Origin of the sequence: Streptomyces sp. NBC_00057 (genome assembly GCF_045041165.1) — a bacterium.
Lineage (GTDB): Bacteria > Actinomycetota > Actinomycetes > Streptomycetales > Streptomycetaceae > Streptomyces.
This window is the reverse complement of sequence record NZ_CP108256.1, coordinates 2,584,027-2,601,382: the sequence shown is the minus strand read 5'-3', so window position 1 is coordinate 2,601,382 and position 17,356 is coordinate 2,584,027. Positions and strand designations below refer to the sequence as shown.

Sequence of the window (17,356 nt, the reverse complement as noted above, 5' to 3'; positions counted from 1 at the left end):
GGGAGTATGGCGTGGGTGGTGTTGGGGGCGGGCGGAGTGGCGTACGAGGCGTGAGGTGCGCAGGTTGTTCAGGCGCGCAGGCGGAGTCCCCTCGGGGTGGCCAGGAATCCGGCCGCCTCCAGCGTGCGGCCGAGCGGGGAGGTCAGGGATGAGGCGCCGTTGGTGCGCTCCACCGTGACCGTGCCGAGCGCCCCCGCACGGGCGGCTGCCGCCAGTGCCCCGGCTGCCGCGAGGAGTGCCGGGTCGTCCGGGTCGGTGGGCCAGGCCAGCAGCGTCTTGCCGCCACGCTCCATGTACATTGCCAGTTCGCCGTCGACCAGCACCACCAGGGCGCCCGCCTTGCGGCCGGGCTTGTGCCCGGCGCCGTCCGGCGGCTCGGGCCAGGGCAGGGCCGCACCATAGGCATTGGCCGGGTCTGCCGCGGCGAGGACCAGGGCTTGGGGTGCGGCTCCCGGCGCCGTACGGTCGCGGGCGGTGGACGTGGCACGCAGCCGGTCGACCGCGCCGTCCATCGCGAACTGGGCCGCTCCCAGGCCCTCGACGACATAGCCGCGCCGGGCCTGACCGTTGTCCTCGAAGGCGGAGAGGACACGGTACGTAGCGGAGAAGCCGCCCTCGACGCCTTCGGCCTGGACCGCGCCGCGGGTCACCACCCCATGGCGGTCGAGGAGCGTGCGGGCCAGGGCGTGCGCACGGTGCGTGGGGTCGGGTTCGGTGGCGGGCAGCAGGGACCAGCGGCCCGAGACGGTGGGCGGGCCGGTGCGGGACACTGGCCGGGCAGCGGCGGTGAGTGAGCCGTAACGCCCGCGCGGGACGGTCCGTTTGGCGCGGTGGGCGGTCGATCCTGCCGTGCGACCGGAGCCGAGGAGCGAACGCAGCGGGGCGAGCGTGTCATTGGTGAGCCGGCCCGACCAGGCCAGGTCCCAGACTGCATCGGCCAGTTGCGGATCGGTGCAGTCCGGGTGAGTGGTGGCGCGGACCTGGTCGGCGATCTGCCGGAAGAACAGTCCGTATCCGCCGGTCAGGGCCGTCAGGACGGATTCGTGCAATGCGCTCAGTTCGAGCGGGTGCGGGGGCGGGAGGAGCAGGGGTGCGCTGTCGGCGAGGTAGAGGGACAGCCAGCCGTCCTTGCCGGGAAGGGCACCCGCACCGGCCCAGACGACCTCGCCGGTGGTGGTCAGCTCGTCCAGCAGCGCGGGGGAGTAGCCGGTGACCCGGCCCGGCAGGATCAGTTTCTCCAGGGCCGACGCCGGGACGGGCGCACCCTGCAACTGCTCGATGGCGCGCGCCAGTCCGTCGATGCCGCGCAGGCTGTTGTTGCCCAGGTGCTGCCACTGCGGAAGGAAGCCGGCGAGGGCGGCGGGCGGGACCGGTTCCAGCTCATGGCGGAGCGCGGCGAGCGAGCGGCGGCGCAGCCGGCGCAGCACGGTGGCGTCGCACCACTCCTGGCCGATGCCGGCGGGGTGGAACTCGCCCTGGACGATCCGGCCGGTTGCGGCGAGCCGCTGCAGCGTGCCGTCCGTGACAGCGGTACCGAGGCCGAAACGGGTGGCGGCCTCGGTGGAGGTGAACGGGCCGTGCGTACGCGCGTATCGGGCGAGGAGATCGCCGAGTGGGTCCTTCACCGGTTCGGTGAAAGCCTCGGGGACACCCACCGGGAGGGCGGTGCCCAGTGCGTCGCGCAGCCGTCCCGCGTCCTCGATCGCGGCCCAGTGGTCCGTTCCGCCGATCCGGACCCGGATGGCCCGGCGGGCAGCGGACAGCTCCGGAGCCCAGGGCGGCTGGGCGCCGCGCTCGGCCAACTCCGCGTCGGTGAGCGGACCGAGGACCCGAAGGAGATCGGCGACCCCTTCGATGTCCTTGATCCGGCGGTCCTCGGTCAGCCACTGGAGTTCCTGTTCCAGCTCGGTCAGGACGTCGGCGTCGAGCAGTTCGCGCAGTTCTGCCTGGCCGAGGAGCTCGGCCAGGAGGTGGGAGTCGAGGGAGAGGGCGGCGGCCCGCCGCTCGGCGAGGGGCGAGTCGCCCTCGTACAGGAACTGGGCGACATAGCCGAACAGGAGCGAGCGGGCGAAGGGCGAGGGCTCCGGGGTGGTGACCTCGACCAGCCGGACACGGCGTGCTTCGAGGTCGCCCATGAGTTCCGTCAGCCCGGGGACGTCGAAGACATCCTGGAGGCATTCGCGGACCGCTTCCAGAACGATCGGGAAGGAGCCGAACTCGGAGGCGACCTGGAGGAGTTGTGCGGCGCGTTGGCGCTGCTGCCAGAGCGGGGTGCGCTTGCCGGGGCTGCGCCGCGGCAGCAGCAGGGCGCGCGCCGCGCATTCGCGGAACCGCGAGGCGAACAGGGCTGATCCGCCTACCTGGTCGGTGACGATCTGGTTGATCTCGCCCTGGTCGAAGGTCACGTCCGCAGCGCCGACGGGCGGTTGCCCGCTGTCGTACGAGGGGCCCGGCAACGGGGCCGGATCCAGGGCCGGGTCCTGCGCCGGATCGAAGTCCAGGAGGTCCAGGCCCATCAGGTCTGCGTCGGGCAGCCGCAGCACTATGCCGTCGTCGGCATGCATCACCTGGGCGTCCATGCCGTACCGCTCGGCGAGGCGGGCATTCAGCGCCAGCGCCCACGGGGCATGCACCTGCGCGCCGAACGGGGAGTGGACGACGACCCGCCAGTCACCCAGCTCGTCACGGAAACGCTCGACGAGAATGGTCCGGTCGTCCGGTACGTGACCGCAGGCGCGGCGCTGTTCGTCGATGTACGAGAGGGTGTTGTCGGCGGCCCAGGTGTCGAGACCGGCGGCGAGCAGACGCTGCCGGGCATCTTCCTGGGACAGTCCGCCGATCTCGCGGAGGAACGCACCGAGCGCACGCCCCAGCTCCAGCGGACGGCCCAGCTGATCGCCCTTCCAGAACGGCAGCCGGCCCGGAACCCCGGGGGCGGGCGACACCAGGACCCGGTCGCGGGTGATGTCCTCGATTCGCCAGGACGTGGTGCCCAGCGTGAAGACGTCGCCCACCCGGGACTCGTACACCATCTCCTCGTCCAGCTCGCCCACCCGACCGCCGCCCTTCCTGGGGTCGGCGCCGGCGAGGAAGACCCCGAAGAGCCCGCGGTCGGGGATGGTCCCGCCGGAGGTGACGGCGAGTCGCTGGGCGCCGGGGCGGCCCGTGACCGTACCGGCCACCCGGTCCCAGACCACACGCGGGCGCAGCTCGGCAAAAGCATCGGACGGATAGCGCCCGGCGAGCATGTCCAGCACAGCCGTGAACGCCGACTCGGGCAGGGCGGCGAAGGGGGCGGCACGGCGGGTCACGGCCAGCAGATCATCCACCTGCCATGTGTCCAGGGCGACCATGGCGACGAGCTGCTGGGCCAGCACATCCAAGGGGTTGGACGGGATCCGGAGCGCCTCGATGGAGCCCTCGCGCATCCGCTCGGTGACCACGGCAGCCTGTACCAGATCGCCCCGGTACTTCGGGAAGACCACTCCGGTGGAGACCGCACCGACCTGGTGCCCGGCCCGGCCGACCCGTTGCAGCCCGGAGGCGACCGACGGCGGCGACTCCACCTGGACGACCAGATCGACCGCCCCCATGTCGATGCCCAGCTCCAGACTGGAGGTGGCGACCACGGCCGGCAGCCGACCCGCCTTGAGGTCCTCCTCGACCTGGGCGCGCTGTTCCTTGGAAACCGAACCGTGGTGTGCGCGGGCGAGGAGCGCGGGGGCGCCCTTCGCCGCGCCCGACTGGGCCATGATCTCGGCCGGGGAGTGTGCTTCCGGCAGCGTCGTGGCGGAGCCGTGCTCATCGAGCACAGTGCCGGTGGCCCGCTCGTACGCGATCTCGTTGAGCCGGTTGCAGAGCCGCTCCGCGAGGCGGCGGGAATTGGCGAAGACGATGGTGGAGCGATGCTCCTGGACGAGATCGACGATGCGTTCCTCGACATGGGGCCAGATCGACGGCTTGTCCGCCTGGTCGGTGTCGGTGGCGGGGGAGCCGCCGAGCTCGCCCAGATCCTCGACCGGCACGACCACCGACAGGTCGAACCGCTTGGTGGACGGCGGCTGGACGATCTCCACCTTCCGCTGCGGTGAGAGGAAGCGCGCCACCTCGTCGACCGGACGGACCGTCGCCGACAGGCCGATCCGCCGTGCGGGCCGCGGCAGCAGCTCGTCGAGACGCTCCAGCGACACGGCGAGATGGGCGCCCCGCTTCGTACCCGCCACGGCATGCACTTCGTCGAGGATCACCGTCTCGATGCCGGACAGCGCCTCCCGGGCCGATGAGGTCAGCATCAGGAAGAGCGATTCGGGCGTGGTGATCAGGATGTCCGGCGGCCGGGTCGCCAACGAGCGGCGCTCGGCGGGCGGGGTGTCGCCGGAGCGGATTCCCACCCGGACCTCGGGCTCGGGCAGCCCCAGACGCACCGACTCCTGGCGGATGCCGGTCAGCGGTGAGCGGAGATTGCGCTCGACATCGACCGCGAGGGCCTTGAGGGGCGACACGTACAGCACGCGGCAGCGCTTCTTCGCCTCGGCGGGCGGCGGGACGGACGCAAGACCGTCCAGCGCGGCGAGGAACGCGGCCAGGGTCTTACCGGAGCCGGTCGGCGCGACGACCAGCACGTCCGAGCCCTCGCCGATCGCGTGCCAGGCGCCTTCCTGCGCGGCGGTGGGCGCGCTGAAGGCACCCGCGAACCAGCTGCGGGTCGCAGGGGAGAACGAGTCGAGCGCAGAGCCGGCCATGTCCCCCATCGTGCACCCCGGCACTGACAACGGCTGTGACGGCCATCGGGGACCGCGCCCCGGAGCTGCGAGAATTCGTCCATGGTGGCAAGACCGGAGTCGGGGTCAGGGGAGTGGGCGAGGCACTGGCAGTACGCGGAGCTGCCCGACCTCGATCTGCTGCGTGCCCGGTACGTGCGCCACACCTTCCCGCGCCACAGCCACGAGGGCTATGTCTTCGGGACCATCACCCGAGGGGTGGAGGACGTCGGTCTGCCCGGCGGCACCGTCGTACACGCGGGCCCCGGCGCTGTGGTCATGATCAATCCGGAGGTGCCGCACACCGCCCGCGCGGGTGTTCCGGAGGGCTGGGTGTACGCCACGCTGTACCCGTCCGCGCAGGTGATCAACGACATCGCGGCCGAGACGACGAGTCTGCGCGGCACGGTCGGTTTCACCGAGACCAGCGTCATGGACCCCTACGCGGCCCGGCTGATCGGCGAGGTCCACCGGGCAGCCGAGGAGGGCAATGCACTCGCCGCGGACAGCGTGCTGCGGGTGATGGTCGCGCGGCTGCTGAGCCTGCACGGCAGCGCGCTGCCCGCACGCGTGCCCCGCTCGGCGGGTGCCCGCGACGCGGCGCGGGCCCGCGCCGTGCTGGAGGGCAGGATGGCGGAGCCGCCCACCTTGGAGGCGCTGGCCGCGGAGCTCGGAACCAGCCCGTTCGCGCTGCTGAGGGCCTTCAAGAAGCAGTACGGGATGCCGCCGCACGCCTGGCTCACCGATGCCCGGGTGCGGGCCGCGCGCCGGATGCTCGACGCGGGGACGGCACCTGCGGAGGCGGCCGCCGAGGTCGGCTTCACCGATCAGCCGCATCTCAACCGTCACTTCACCCGGATCGTGGGAGTGCCGCCCGGCGCGTACCGGCGCGAACGTGCAAGAACGTACAAGACCGGTCGTGACCTGCCCACGTAGCGTTCCGGTCGTGGCAGAACAGACAACACTCCCAGAGGGCGTAGGCGAAGCAGCCGGTGCCCCCCACGGCAGCGCGACCGTCCCAGGGGTGCAGCCGGACGCCGTCGGGGCGAAGTCGGACGCGGCCGTCGTACGCGACGCGCTCGGTGTCGGCATAGCCGTCGGACTTTCCGGCTTCGCCTTCGGCGTGACCTCGGCCGGCTCCGGACTGAGCCTGCTGCAGACCTGCGCGCTCAGCCTCGCCGTCTTCACCGGCGCCTCGCAGTTCGCCCTCGTGGGCGCTCTCGCAGCGGGCGGCAACCCGTACACGGCGGCTGCCGGGGCCTTCTTCCTCGGCGTACGCAACTCGTTCTACGGCCTGCGGCTGTCGCAGCTGCTCGCTCTTCCACGCGCGCTCCGTCCCTTCGCCGCCCAGTGGGTCATCGACGAGACGACCGCCGTGACACTGCCGCAGCCCACCCGGCGGGCCGCACGGATCGGTTTCGCCGTCACCGGACTCACCCTCTACATGCTGTGGAACCTGACCACGTTGCTGGGGGCCCTCGGTGCCGAGGCGCTCGGCGACACCGACGCCTGGGGGCTGGACGCGGCATCGCCCGCGGTCTTCCTCGCCCTGCTCGCGCCGATGCTGAAAAGCACGACGGAACGCATCACCGCCGCAATCGCGGTTCTGCTCGCGCTCGGACTGCTGCCCGTACTGCCCGCAGGTGTCCCCGTCCTGCTGTCCGCGCTCGCCGCACCCGCCGTCCTCTTCCTGAGCGGATGCCGGAAGGGAACGAGCCGGGGGACGGCCACGGCGGAGGAGAACTGATGAACATCTGGATCGCCATCGCGCTGACCGCCGTCGGCTGCTACCTCGCCAAACTGCTCGGACTGCTGGTGCCCGCCGGGGTGCTGGAACGTCCGCTCGCACAGCGTCTCGCCGCGCTGCTGCCAGTGGCGCTCCTGGCCGCCCTCACCGCGCAGCAGACGTTCGGCGACGGGCAGCACCTGACGCTGGACGCCAGGGGCGCGGGGCTCGCCGCGGCGGCGCTCGCACTGGTTCTGCGCGCGCCCTTCCTCGTGGTCGTAGGGGCCGCCGTGGTCGTCACTGCAGGGGTACGTGCCCTGGGTTGGACACCTTGGTGAGATACATCGGTAAGGGGCTCGGTCCCAGGGACCGAGCCCCTTACACACGTACCTGCCGACCCGTTCAGTGCACTGCGAGGCCCATTGGCGCGGTCTCCGCCACTTCGAGCCGTGCCGCGTCCTTCTCCGGCCGGAGGAAGCAGACGGCGAGCACACCGGCCACCGCCACCAGCCCCGCCATCAGCAGATACGCCGAGTGGTAGCCCGTGGGCACGGTGGCCGCCGCATCCACCATCCGGCCCGTGACGAGCGGCGACAGAATCCCGGCGAGCGCATAGACGAAGGCCAGCGCGCCCAGCACCACCCCGCGCTGCCCGGCCGGTGTGATCCGGGCGACGGCCGTCTGCGAGGCGGTGAGGATCACATGCGTCAGCGCCATCGGCCCTACCATCAGAGTGATCTTCACGCCCACCGAGTCCACCTCGGCGAACACCGCGATCGACAGGGCGGCCACACACATCAGGAGACCGCTGCCGAGCCCGACGGGCAGCCTTGGCGCGGTCCGGTTCCGGGCCGTCCGCCGTGCCAACAGCCCATGCCCCAACAGCACCACGGCGTTACCGACGGCCGTTGCCGTCACCACCGCCCCCGACTGCTTCAGCGTCAGCCCCGACACCTCGTGCAGATAGTCCGGCGCCCAAGTCAGACCCGCCGAGAGCATCCAGTAGGCGGCGAACGCCCCGAAGGCAGCGGTCAGCCAGGTGCCGGAGAGCAGCACCCTGCGATACGGAACAGACGGACCGGCCCCGTCGGAGACGGCAGAGGGCCCCCTTCCCAAGGGAGGCGCGAGCGGCCCCTCCTCGCCCCGTACGTACCAGCACACCGCCCACCCCAGGCCGACCAGTCCCACGGCGCCGAAGGCCCAGCGCCATCCCCACACATCGATCACCACGGTCAGCAGCGGAGCGGACAGCGCCACTCCGCCCGCCGCACCGACCATCAGCACGGCGGTCGGCAGCGTCCGTTCCTTCTGCCCGAACCAGCCGTGCAGATGGTGCACCGCCACCGGCGCCGCAGGCCCCTCGGCCGCCCCGAGCAGCACCCGGGTCGCGATCAGCGTCCCGAACCCGGCGGCGCCGAGCAGCATCGGCAGCTGCGCCACCGACCACAGCAACGCCATCCCGAGCAGCAGCACGGTGGTGCGGACGCGACGGGTCAGGAAGGACACCCCCAGCGCGGCCAGGCTGAACAGGGCGAAGAACGAGGACTGCGCCGTGCCGAACTCACCCCGAGTCAGTCCCAGCTCGTCGCGGATGGGGTCGGCGGCCAGGCCCATGACGGTCTTGTCGGCGAAGTTCACCAGCATGAAGGTGAGCAGCAGCCAGGTGGTGCCCCAAGCGCCCTTGCATACCTGCTCCTCCGCGGCGGCCCCGTCTCCCGTCCGGAGCCGATCCATGGTCACCCGTCCTCCCCGGGCGCCCCGCCGCAGCCGCACTCGTCCTCGTCCGCGACTCCGACGCTGATCATTCCGGCGGCCCGCTTCCGGCCTTCCGGGGAGCGCGTCAGCTCGGTCTCCAGATCGGTCCCCTCGGCCACCGCCGCCGACTCCGCAGCCGCCCAGTTGAACACCCCGCGGGCCATGGTCGACGTCTCGGACCTCGCCCGCTGCGCGTACACCCGCGCACGTATCCGTGCCACTTCCACATCGGCAGGGGCCGCCAGCGCGGCGGTCTCCGCCAGATGCGAGGCGAGCCTCAGCTCACCCTCCTCCAGAAGCTTCAGCGCCCGCTGAGCCAGTACGGAAGCGCCACCCGCTGCGTCCGCGAACTCGGTGGCGACCGCGGCGTCCGGGGCCGGCTTGAGGTGGGCCGGGTTCTGGTCGTACCAACCGCCCCAGAGCCGCCACAGGTTACGTACGACGAACTCCGGCTCGTCGTAGGCGGGATGCAGATAGGGCTTCTCCAGCAGCTCCTGCGGCACCTGTATGCCATGCAGCACGGCGTCGAGGCGGTGACCCGCGTTCATCAAGGCCCTGGTCTGCTCACAGAGCGACTCCAGGAGTTGCGCAGTGTCGTCGAGTGCCCGGTTCACGCGCTCCGTGCCGACAATCGGCACGCCGTGGCCGGGGAGCAGCAGTTCTGCGCCGAGCTCCTGCATGGCGCGCAGCGCCCGCGCCCAGTCCTCCGGGTACCGCTGTACCTTCTGGGGGTTGCCCGCGTTCGGGGTGTTCCAGATGAAGAGGTCACCGGTGCACAGCGTCTTGAGTTCGGGAACCCACACATAGGTGCTGTCGTCGGTCTCACCCTTGGCATGCACCAGCTCGAAGGTCAGATCACCGCGCTCGACGGTCATCCGGTCGCGGTAGGTGGTGTCGGGGTAGCGGTAGGTGGACGGCCAGTCCAGCGACGGTACGCCGAACTGCCTGCGGTTGATCCAGGAGTTGTAGCCCGCCGTGCTGATGTATCGGTCGAAGCGGGCCGTGACCGCCTCGTGCGCGATCACCTCGGGCCGTGTACGCCCCTCGCTGTCCGCCTGCGCGTCGAACGGCGCAACACCGAAGACATGGTCGACATGGCCGTGCGTATAGACGACGGTACTGACCGACTGTTCACTGAAGGCGCGCACCGCCTCGTGCAGAGGACGCGCCGTGCGGATGTCGCCGGAGTCCACCAGCACCAGCCCGTCGCCGGTGTCGAACACCGCCACATTGGCGAAGGCGGGCAGGAAACCGACCCGCTCGCGCACGGTCACCAGCTCCGCGCCCGAGTACGCCCCGGACAGATGTGCCAGGAGTGTGTCCTCTCCCTGCCACACCCGGTCGATGTAGCTGAGATAGTCCGTCGACTTGTGCTCGGTCATACCTGCGGCTCCTTCGGTGCTGTACGGCGGATCGCCCGGAACCTGAGTGTCGGCCCAAGAAGTGACCTGCGACACCCTCCCTCGTCACACCTCGATGAGCTGCGTACTGTGACGCATCACAAGGACGATCGAGGGAGAGGGAGTGCCGCCATGCCACTCTCCGACAGGGCCAGGGTCCTCGCCCTGCGTTGCGAGCCCAAAGTCAATGAGCTGGCGCGGCGCATGACCCGCCAGTCCTTCGCGCAGCTCCCCGGATACGCCGGACTCCCGGACGACGTGAAGGACCTGGAGATTGCCGCGACCATCCGGCACGGCGTACGTCTCTTTCTTCGCCGTGCCACGGAGCCACACCCCGGTCCCGGCGGGCTCCGCCTCTTCCGTGAACGGGCGGCGCAGCGTGCCGAGGAAGGGATGCCGCTGCATCTGCTGCTGCGCAGTCACGCGCTCGGTATGTACGTGCTGTGGCAGTCGCTGCGTGAGACCGCCGAGCCGGGTGAGGAGGGTGCGCTCATCGAACTGGTCGATCTGCTGCTCCAGTCGCACCACTCTCTGGTCGGCGCAGTGGCCGAGACCTATATGGACGAGCGATCCGCGCTGGAAGCGGAACAGCGCGAGCAGCGCCGCTCCCTGGTACGCGGATTTCTCGACGGGACGCTGGAACCCGGCCGTGCCTTGCTTGAGCAGCTCGGCCTCGACGGGCCCGCGCTCGTGCTGGCCGTCGTCCTGGAACCCTCGGCCGACGCCGATCCGGAATCGGGCGGTTCGGAACAGGGGAGCGCGGTGACCGTACGGCGTCGGATGCGTCGCATCCAGACCGTGCTCGATCAGGGATTCGGCACGGAACTGCTCTTCCTCTTCGATGCGGGAATGGGACGGGCCGTCGTACCGCAGGGCTGCGAGCCCCCCGGCGACCTGGCCGAGCGTCTGACCCGTGCCTGCGGGGCCGAAGTCCGGATCGCCGCCGTCCCGGCAGTGGCATCCGAGGCGGTCCCCGAAGCGTCCCGGACGGCCGTGGAGATCCTCCGGGTCGCCCGCACGTGCGGGTTGCCACCCGGGCTGCACTGCCTCGACGACGTACTCCTCGAATTCCATCTGTCGCGCCCCGGCCCCAGCAGCCACCGCATCGCCGCCCTGCTGGACCCCGTCGCAGGCCGCCCGGAACTGCTGCAGACCCTCCGCACACACCTGGCACAGCACCAGGACAGACGCCTCACCGCGGCACTGTTGGGGCTGCATCCCAACACCGTCGACAACCGGCTGGCCAAGCTCACCGAGCTGACCGGACTCGATCCGTCGTCGCCACGTGGCGCCGCGCTGGCCATCGCGGCCCTGTTGCTGCGCGACACCGCTGCCGGGGTCGACGGCGTGTCCGCAGCCGGCTGACCGATACGGACGGCACATGCACGGCGACACGGCTCGGGTGCACGGGGTGGGCCACGAGCCCGCTGCGCCGCCTTGCCCGCCTGGTCTCAGTCGAGGCTGCGCCCATGGGCCCGCAGCGTCAGGAGCGCCTTGAGCGTCACGATGGGCCGGCCCTCCAGAGCCGTCCCAGGCGCCCACTGCCGCCAGTTCACCGGCCAGCCGCCGTCCGTCTGCTGCTCGGCCGCAAGATGGTCGAGCGAGTGGGCCAGCTCCTCGTCGGTGAACCAGCGGCGGGCGAGCGAATCGGGTGTACGGGCGTAGTCGTACGGGAAGTGCTGCTCGCCCGGTGCGTATCCGGCCGCCACCGGGTACTCCTCGCGCCTCTCCGGATCCAGCACGGCGAGCCGCTGTTCCCGCACCAGCCGCCCGAGCCGGTCGGCCGCCGCCTCCGCACGGGCCCGGTCCGGAGCGCCGTCCAGAAAGGCGAGCGCCGCCTCGATCTCGTACGGATGCGACCGGTCCAGAGCGTCGACCGCAGCCCAGCAGAAATCGGTGGCCCGGAACAGCCAGGCATGCCACACCGCATTGCGGTGCAGGAGCCCGACGACGGGTCCGGTGGTCAACAGTTCCGCGGGCGGGTCGTCGACGATCGGGATGAATGGTGCGGCCGGATAGCCGCGCTGCGACGGCAGGAGAGCGGGCAGCGCCCCCTCCCTGGTGGACACCTCGGTCAGGAAGCGGCAGATCCGGTCCACTCCCAGCCCGCTGCAGCGGCCGATGGAGTCGAGGACATTGAGTGCGTGCGCGGTGTGCAGTGGCTGACTGACAGGGCCACGCAGATCGGGTTCGAGTGCGTGCCCATATCCGCCGTCCTCATTCAGATAGGCGGCGAGTGCGGTCTCCACGGCCTCCGCACTTCCTTTCAGGAAGTGATGGGCGAACCGCCGCTGTTCTAGGACACGGGCCGTGAGCCAAATGAACTGCTCGGCACGGTTGAGGGGACTTGTTCCGGTTCCAGCCATGGACCGACCGTAGGGCGGTAAGCGCTCTCGGCAAGACGTAGCGGCCTGGCTGCACTCTCAGGAGCGGGATACTGAGGTCATGCGGTTGACGATTTTCTGGGAACGGATGGCGGACCACTTCGGCGCGGGATACGCCGATTCCTTCGCGCGCGATCATGTGATGGCCGAGCTCGGCGGGCAGACGGTGCACCAGGCGCTGGCCGCGGGCTGGGACGCCAAGGATGTCTGGCGCGGTGTCTGTACCGCGGTCGGCATCCCCGCCGACAAGCGCTGATCGCCGGCTCGTCAATGGCCGGACCTGTGGTGTTGTCCGGGGTGGGCGGCTGTTTGCCACAGCTGTAGGCGAGACTGGAGCCGTGTCACCGACAGACGAGACAGCCCAGACCCAGACGCCTTTCACTCAGCCCGCCCCGCCGGTCCCGCCGTCCGGCTACGGGCCGGCCCGTATGCCCGCGTGGCTGCCGCGTGCCATGGTGCTCGCCTTGGCGCTCTACGCCTGTTTCCGGCTCGGCAGCTGGGCGTTCGACCAGCTCATCGGGCTGCTGATCAATGTTCTGATCGCGTTCTTCGTGGCGCTCGCCATCGAGCCCGCGGTGAGCCGGATGTCGTCGCGCGGCATGCGTCGCGGCCTCGCCACTTTCCTGGTCTTCCTCGTCGTGCTGATAGCCGCAGCCGGTTTCGTCGTGCTGCTCGGCTCGATGCTCGCGGGCCAGATCGTCGACATGGTCGAGGAGTTCCCGAAATATCTGGACTCGGTGATCAACTGGGTCAACCAGAGCTTCCACACCGAGCTCTCCCGGGTCGAGGTCCAGGACAGCGTGCTGCACTCCGACTGGCTGCAGAAGTACGTCCAGAACAGCGCGACCGGAGTGCTCGACATCTCCACCACCGTGCTTGGCGGGCTGTTCCGTCTTCTGACGATCTTCCTGTTCTCGTTCTACTTCGCCGCCGACGGCCCCAGGCTGCGGCGCGCCCTGTGCTCCGTACTGCCGCCCGCCAAGCAGGCCGAGGTTCTGCGGGCCTGGGAGATCGCGGTCGACAAGACCGGCGGCTACCTCTACTCGCGCAGCCTGATGGCGCTCATCTCCGGGATCGCGCACTACATCCTGCTGGTGATCCTCGGCGTTCCGTACGCGCCCGCGCTCGCCCTCTGGGTCGGACTGGTTTCCCAGTTCATCCCCACGATCGGTACGTATCTGGCAGGCGCCCTGCCCATGTTGATCGCGTTCACCATCGACCCCTGGTACGCGCTGTGGGTGCTCGGATTCGTCGTGGTCTACCAGCAGTTCGAGAACTACGCGCTGCAGCCCAAGCTCACTTCCCGGACCGTCGACATCCATCCGGCGGTCGCCTTCGGATCGGTCATCGTGGGCACGGCGTTGATGGGTGCCGTGGGTGCGTTGATCGCGATCCCGGCCGTCGCCACGCTCCAGGCGTTCCTCGGCGCCTATGTGAAGCGGTACGACGTGACGGACGACCCGCGGGTGCACGGACGCCACCAGCAGCGTGGTGAGCCGGTGGTCACGCGGCTGCGCCGGTCCTGGCGGACTGCCGAGAGCAATGAGGGCCGGGGCGGACAGGACGGGGCCGGGGAGCATCCGGAACGTGCCTGACCGGCTCGGTGGTGGGGCTCGTCTCAGCGATAGCCCGCTACGTCGGCCGGCCCGGGTCCTGGACCTCGGTGACATATCTCAAGGCATCGGGCCGACTGCCGTCGAGGTCGGTGAAGCCGTAGACCTTCGCCGACTGTCCGCTGGACAGCGACTTGCCGTTCCAGCGCGACCCCGCGAGCGCGGCTACCGCCCGGCCGACGAACGCCGGGCTCTCGGAGATGGCGAAACGGGGCGAGTGCGCGATCGCGTCGCGCCGGTTCGCCTCGGTGACGCCGTGGGCCTCCGGCATGGCTTCGGAGCGCAGCCAGTCGGGCGTGAGGGGCGCGGCGGTCGCACCGTGGGGGACTCCAGCTCGTGCGCCGGCGCGAAGGCCATCCGGTCCACCGATGCCTTGGCCAGGTCGTAGAAGAAGGAGACCCGGTAGTTGGCGGCGTTGTACTCATCGGTTCCGTCCGTCACCTCGACGACCAGTCCTCCCGGCGTCTCTATGAGGAGCGGGAGCGCGTAATGACTGGTGATGGCGTGGGTGTCCGCGGCCAGACGCAGGGTGTGCAGCCCGGTTTCCAGGGAGGATTCCCAGACCGACTTGTTCCACTCGATCTCCGCTCCCCAGATGTCGTTCACGAGAACATGCAGACAGCCCTGTTCTCTCGGGATACGGGCCACGAGCGCGCCGACCTCCTCGGGCATCAGATGGTCCACCCGAACCGGGATTCCGTGGCCGCCGGCCTCGTCCACGAGAGCCGCGGTCTCCTCGACGGTCTCGGGGCAGTTCATCTCCGAGCGCTGCGACCCGCCCGTCCGCCCCGTGACGTAGACGGTCGCTCCGGTCACACCCGGCTGAAGAGCGATGCCGCGGCCCGCGGCCCGCGTCGCCCCGGCCACCAGCGTCACTTTGCCTGTCGGCTCTGTCGCCATTTAGCCGAAATCTGTCAGGGTGTCGATCGCTGATCTTGACTCCCTCGAGGGTGGAGTGCTAGGGCGCTACGCTGGGGGCAGTTCGGTCCGGCGCGGTGTGCTTGACACCAAAATCGAACATACATTCTCATGGGATTCCGGCCGGGTTTTCCCGGGCCCGACCGTGGAGTTGTCCACAGGCCGGGAGGACGTCGAGGCCCATTGTCAGTGGCAGGGGTTAGCGTCTTTGACGTGAAGCGATCGACTCAAGCAAATCGGGTGGAACCCATGGCAGGAACCGACCGCGAGAAGGCGCTGGACGCCGCACTCGCACAGATTGAACGGCAATTCGGCAAGGGCGCGGTGATGCGCCTCGGTGAGCGGCCGAACGAGCCCATCGAGGTGATCCCCACCGGGTCGACTGCCCTCGACGTGGCCCTCGGCGTCGGCGGCCTGCCGCGCGGCCGTGTGGTGGAGGTGTACGGACCGGAGTCCTCCGGTAAGACGACGCTGACGCTGCACGCGGTGGCGAATGCGCAGAAGCTCGGCGGCTCGGTAGCCTTCATCGACGCGGAGCACGCCCTCGACCCCGAGTACGCGAAGAAGCTCGGCGTCGACATCGACAGCCTCATCCTGTCCCAGCCGGACAACGGTGAGCAGGCCCTCGAAATCGTGGACATGCTGGTCCGCTCCGGCGCCCTCGACCTGATCGTCATCGACTCCGTCGCGGCGCTCGTGCCGCGTGCGGAGATCGAGGGCGAGATGGGCGACTCGCACGTGGGTCTGCAGGCCCGTCTGATGAGCCAGGCACTCCGCAAGATCACCAGCGCGCTCAACCAGTCCAAGACCACCGCGATCTTCATCAACCAGCTCCGCGAGAAGATCGGTGTGATGTTCGGCTCGCCGGAGACCACGACCGGTGGCCGGGCGCTCAAGTTCTACGCCTCGGTGCGCCTCGACATCCGCCGGATCGAGACGCTGAAGGACGGTACCGACGCCGTCGGCAACCGCACCCGCGTCAAGGTCGTGAAGAACAAGGTCGCGCCGCCCTTCAAGCAGGCCGAGTTCGACATCCTCTACGGCCAGGGCATCAGCCGCGAGGGTGGTCTGATCGACATGGGCGTGGAGCACGGCTTCGTCCGAAAGGCGGGCGCCTGGTACACGTACGAGGGCGACCAGCTCGGCCAGGGCAAGGAGAACGCCCGTAACTTCCTCAAGGACAACCCCGATCTCGCCAATGAGATCGAGAAGAAGATCCTTGAGAAGCTGGGCGTCGGCGTCAGGCCTGATGCCGACGCCGCCGAGCCCGGTGCGGATGTGGCGGGCGGTGCCGCGGCTTCGGCCGACAGCGCGAAGTCGGTGCCCGCTCCGGCCGGCAAGGCCAAGCCGGCCAAGACTGCGGCGGCCAAGAGCTAGACCGTGACGCGTCGTACGGAGTGGCCGGTCAGCGCCACTGACCATGGCGCCGGTCCCGGCCCCGAATTCGCCGCCGGACACACGGCCGAGTCCGAGGGCGCGTACGAGCCGGAGGCCGGCCACGGCACCGGCTCGGGCGCCGGATTCGGTGAGGGAGCGGGTCGTGGTGCCCGCTCCCGCTCAAGGAGCAGCGGCTCCCCTTCCTTGTCGAGGGCCGAGAAGGGGGAGCCGCGAGACCCGGTCGAGCAGGCGCGCAACATCTGTCTGCGGCTGCTCACCGGGACCCCGCGCACCCGAAAGCAGCTTGCGGATGCCCTGCGCAAGCGGGAGATCCCGGATCAGGCGGCCGAAGAAGTGCTGTCGCGCTTCGAGGATGTCGGGTTGATCGACGATGCTGCGTTCGCGGACGCCTGGGTGGAGTCCCGGCACCACGGCCGAGGGCTGGCCCGCCGCGCTCTCGTCCGTGAGCTGCGCACCAAGGGGGTGGATTCCGCTGTGATCGACGAGGCCGTCGGGCAGCTCGACTCCGAGCAGGAGGAGGCGACAGCCCGAGAGCTGGTCGCGCGCAAGCTGCGCTCCACTCGTGGCCTGGACCGCGACAAGCGGCTGCGCCGTCTTGCGGGCATGCTCGCCCGCAAGGGGTACGGGGAAGGTATGGCCCTGCGCGTGGTGCGGCAGGCGCTGGAAGAAGAGGGCGAGGACACGGAAGGCCTGGACGAGCCCTTCTGACCGGGCCCGCACTGGACGGGGCGGTTGTGGAGATTACTGCCCGGCGCGAGCGGCGCGGCTGATGGTGGCGTCGATCAGGGCGAGCGCATCTGCGGCGGTGCGGCCGGGGTGCCGGTTCCAGGGGCCGATCAGCCCGATCCAGCCCTGGGAGCGGAGCTCGGCGACGAGCCAGGCGCCGGCCCGGTCCACGGTGTCGCGGGAGCCGTAGCCCAGGCGGTGTGCGGTGAGGAGGGCGCCGCAGATGCACCGCGCACCGCGGGCGTTGCGCAACCGGTACGGGGTGTTCTGCCAGCCCCACTCGGTAAGGATCTGCCGTGCGTAGGCGAGATGCGTGGAGGGACGCACCTCGGGCTGCCCGATGCGCCGCCAGGAGTGGAGCCGGTCGGGGAGGATCGCACCCAGGCGCCCGGGGAGGGGCCGTTCGCGCGGCGTGGTCGCCGGCAGGGCACGGACGGAGTCGGCGATGAGTTGGTCGACCGGTACGGACAGCAGGTCGCGCCAGTCGGCCGGGGGGCTGACCGGCAGTCGTTCCGCGGTGCCGGGGGAGGAGGGGAGCAAGGGTTCGGGGGTGGTGAGGTCCCAGCCGGAGACGATCTGTTGCCACGCCTCGGTGTCATGGAGGCGAGCGGCCTGAACGTCGAGTTGGTCGGGGGTGAGGGTGGGGGTCGGCATGGGTGCGAGGCCTCCGTCACGT

13 protein-coding genes and 1 pseudogene are annotated in these 17,356 nt (G+C 70.3%); 8 read left to right on the top strand and 6 right to left on the bottom strand.

The features are described from left to right. Window positions 1-68 precede the first annotated feature (68 nt). Window positions 69-4,742 carry a DEAD/DEAH box helicase gene (locus OG953_RS12090; RefSeq protein WP_405684099.1) on the bottom strand — a complete coding sequence of 1,558 codons (4,674 nt, stop codon included), beginning with the start codon at window positions 4,740-4,742 and terminating at the stop codon, window positions 69-71. A gap of 81 nt (window positions 4,743-4,823) precedes the next feature. Between OG953_RS12090 and OG953_RS12085 the strand changes: the two genes are divergently transcribed. The 3 genes from OG953_RS12085 to OG953_RS12075 are packed head-to-tail and all read left to right on the top strand — an operon-like array spanning window position 4,824 to window position 6,824. Further along, window positions 4,824-5,696, top strand: coding sequence for an AraC family transcriptional regulator (locus OG953_RS12085; protein WP_405684097.1), 873 nt, complete (start codon window positions 4,824-4,826; stop codon window positions 5,694-5,696). Between the two features lie 10 nt (window positions 5,697-5,706). Continuing rightward, the gene (locus OG953_RS12080; RefSeq protein ID WP_405684096.1) at window positions 5,707-6,507 is read left to right on the top strand and encodes an AzlC family ABC transporter permease; all 801 of its coding nucleotides are present in this window, start codon (window positions 5,707-5,709) and stop codon (window positions 6,505-6,507) included. Then, window positions 6,507-6,824 (top strand): AzlD domain-containing protein, encoded by a 318-nt coding sequence (locus OG953_RS12075; protein WP_405684095.1) that lies wholly within the window; start codon window positions 6,507-6,509, stop codon window positions 6,822-6,824. The genes OG953_RS12080 and OG953_RS12075 overlap by 1 nt, the downstream gene beginning before the upstream one ends. A 64-nt stretch (window positions 6,825-6,888) precedes the next feature. On the opposite strand, the gene OG953_RS12070 is transcribed toward OG953_RS12075, so the two are convergent. Further along, window positions 6,889-8,220: an MFS transporter gene (locus OG953_RS12070; RefSeq protein WP_405684094.1), complete on the bottom strand. Its 1,332-nt coding sequence runs from the start codon at window positions 8,218-8,220 to the stop codon at window positions 6,889-6,891. A 2-nt stretch (window positions 8,221-8,222) separates the two neighbouring features. Then, the gene (locus OG953_RS12065; protein WP_405684093.1) at window positions 8,223-9,623 is read right to left on the bottom strand and encodes an alkyl sulfatase dimerization domain-containing protein; all 1,401 of its coding nucleotides are present in this window, start codon (window positions 9,621-9,623) and stop codon (window positions 8,223-8,225) included. A 150-nt stretch (window positions 9,624-9,773) separates the two neighbouring features. Here OG953_RS12065 and OG953_RS12060 point away from each other — a divergent pair, with 150 nt between their 5' ends. Next, window positions 9,774-11,006 carry a PucR family transcriptional regulator gene (locus OG953_RS12060; protein WP_405684092.1) on the top strand — a complete coding sequence of 411 codons (1,233 nt, stop codon included), beginning with the start codon at window positions 9,774-9,776 and terminating at the stop codon, window positions 11,004-11,006. 86 nt (window positions 11,007-11,092) lie between these two features. Here OG953_RS12060 and OG953_RS12055 read toward each other — a convergent pair whose 3' ends face one another. Beyond that, window positions 11,093-12,007, bottom strand: a complete 915-nt coding sequence (locus OG953_RS12055; RefSeq protein WP_405684090.1) for a hypothetical protein — start codon at window positions 12,005-12,007, stop codon at window positions 11,093-11,095. 79 nt (window positions 12,008-12,086) lie between these two features. On the opposite strand from OG953_RS12055, the gene OG953_RS12050 reads away from it, so the two are divergent. Next, window positions 12,087-12,281, top strand: coding sequence for a DUF3046 domain-containing protein (locus OG953_RS12050; protein WP_383970450.1), 195 nt, complete (start codon window positions 12,087-12,089; stop codon window positions 12,279-12,281). 172 nt (window positions 12,282-12,453) lie between these two features. Further along, a complete protein-coding gene (locus OG953_RS12045; protein ID WP_405691785.1) occupies window positions 12,454-13,620 on the top strand; it encodes an AI-2E family transporter in 1,167 nt (388 codons plus the stop codon). Window positions 13,621-13,643: 23 nt separating this feature from the next. On the opposite strand, the pseudogene OG953_RS12040 reads toward OG953_RS12045, so the two are convergent. Then, window positions 13,644-14,538: pseudogene (locus OG953_RS12040) on the bottom strand (SDR family oxidoreductase). Between the two features lie 267 nt (window positions 14,539-14,805). Here OG953_RS12040 and recA point away from each other — a divergent pair. Further along, entirely contained in the window at window positions 14,806-15,933 is a 1,128-nt protein-coding gene (recA, locus tag OG953_RS12035; protein ID WP_405684089.1) for a recombinase RecA, read from the top strand. A gap of 3 nt (window positions 15,934-15,936) precedes the next feature. Further along, complete coding sequence (gene recX / locus OG953_RS12030; RefSeq protein ID WP_405684088.1) at window positions 15,937-16,662, top strand: recombination regulator RecX; 726 nt, start codon at window positions 15,937-15,939, stop codon at window positions 16,660-16,662. Between the two features lie 33 nt (window positions 16,663-16,695). Here the strand turns inward: recX and OG953_RS12025 are convergent, their stop codons facing one another. Continuing rightward, window positions 16,696-17,334, bottom strand: a complete 639-nt coding sequence (locus tag OG953_RS12025; protein WP_405684087.1) for a hypothetical protein — start codon at window positions 17,332-17,334, stop codon at window positions 16,696-16,698. Between the last annotated feature and the right edge of the window lie 22 nt (window positions 17,335-17,356).

Bases quoted from the DNA above. Each gene is read 5' to 3' on its own strand.
- OG953_RS12090 (WP_405684099.1), bottom strand. From the start codon at position 4,742: ATGGCCGGCTCTGCGCTCGACTCGTTCTCCCCTGCGACCCGCAGCTGG.
- OG953_RS12070 (WP_405684094.1), bottom strand. From the start codon at position 8,220: ATGGATCGGCTCCGGACGGGAGACGGGGCCGCCGCGGAGGAGCAGGTA.
- OG953_RS12045 (WP_405691785.1), top strand. From the start codon at position 12,454: ATGCCCGCGTGGCTGCCGCGTGCCATGGTGCTCGCCTTGGCGCTCTAC.
- OG953_RS12065 (WP_405684093.1), bottom strand. From the start codon at position 9,623: ATGACCGAGCACAAGTCGACGGACTATCTCAGCTACATCGACCGGGTG.
- OG953_RS12075 (WP_405684095.1), top strand. From the start codon at position 6,507: ATGAACATCTGGATCGCCATCGCGCTGACCGCCGTCGGCTGCTACCTC.
- OG953_RS12055 (WP_405684090.1), bottom strand. From the start codon at position 12,007: ATGGCTGGAACCGGAACAAGTCCCCTCAACCGTGCCGAGCAGTTCATT.
- OG953_RS12060 (WP_405684092.1), top strand. From the start codon at position 9,774: ATGCCACTCTCCGACAGGGCCAGGGTCCTCGCCCTGCGTTGCGAGCCC.
- OG953_RS12085 (WP_405684097.1), top strand. From the start codon at position 4,824: ATGGTGGCAAGACCGGAGTCGGGGTCAGGGGAGTGGGCGAGGCACTGG.
- OG953_RS12050 (WP_383970450.1), top strand. From the start codon at position 12,087: ATGCGGTTGACGATTTTCTGGGAACGGATGGCGGACCACTTCGGCGCG.
- recA (WP_405684089.1), top strand. From the start codon at position 14,806: ATGGCAGGAACCGACCGCGAGAAGGCGCTGGACGCCGCACTCGCACAG.
- OG953_RS12025 (WP_405684087.1), bottom strand. From the start codon at position 17,334: ATGCCGACCCCCACCCTCACCCCCGACCAACTCGACGTTCAGGCCGCT.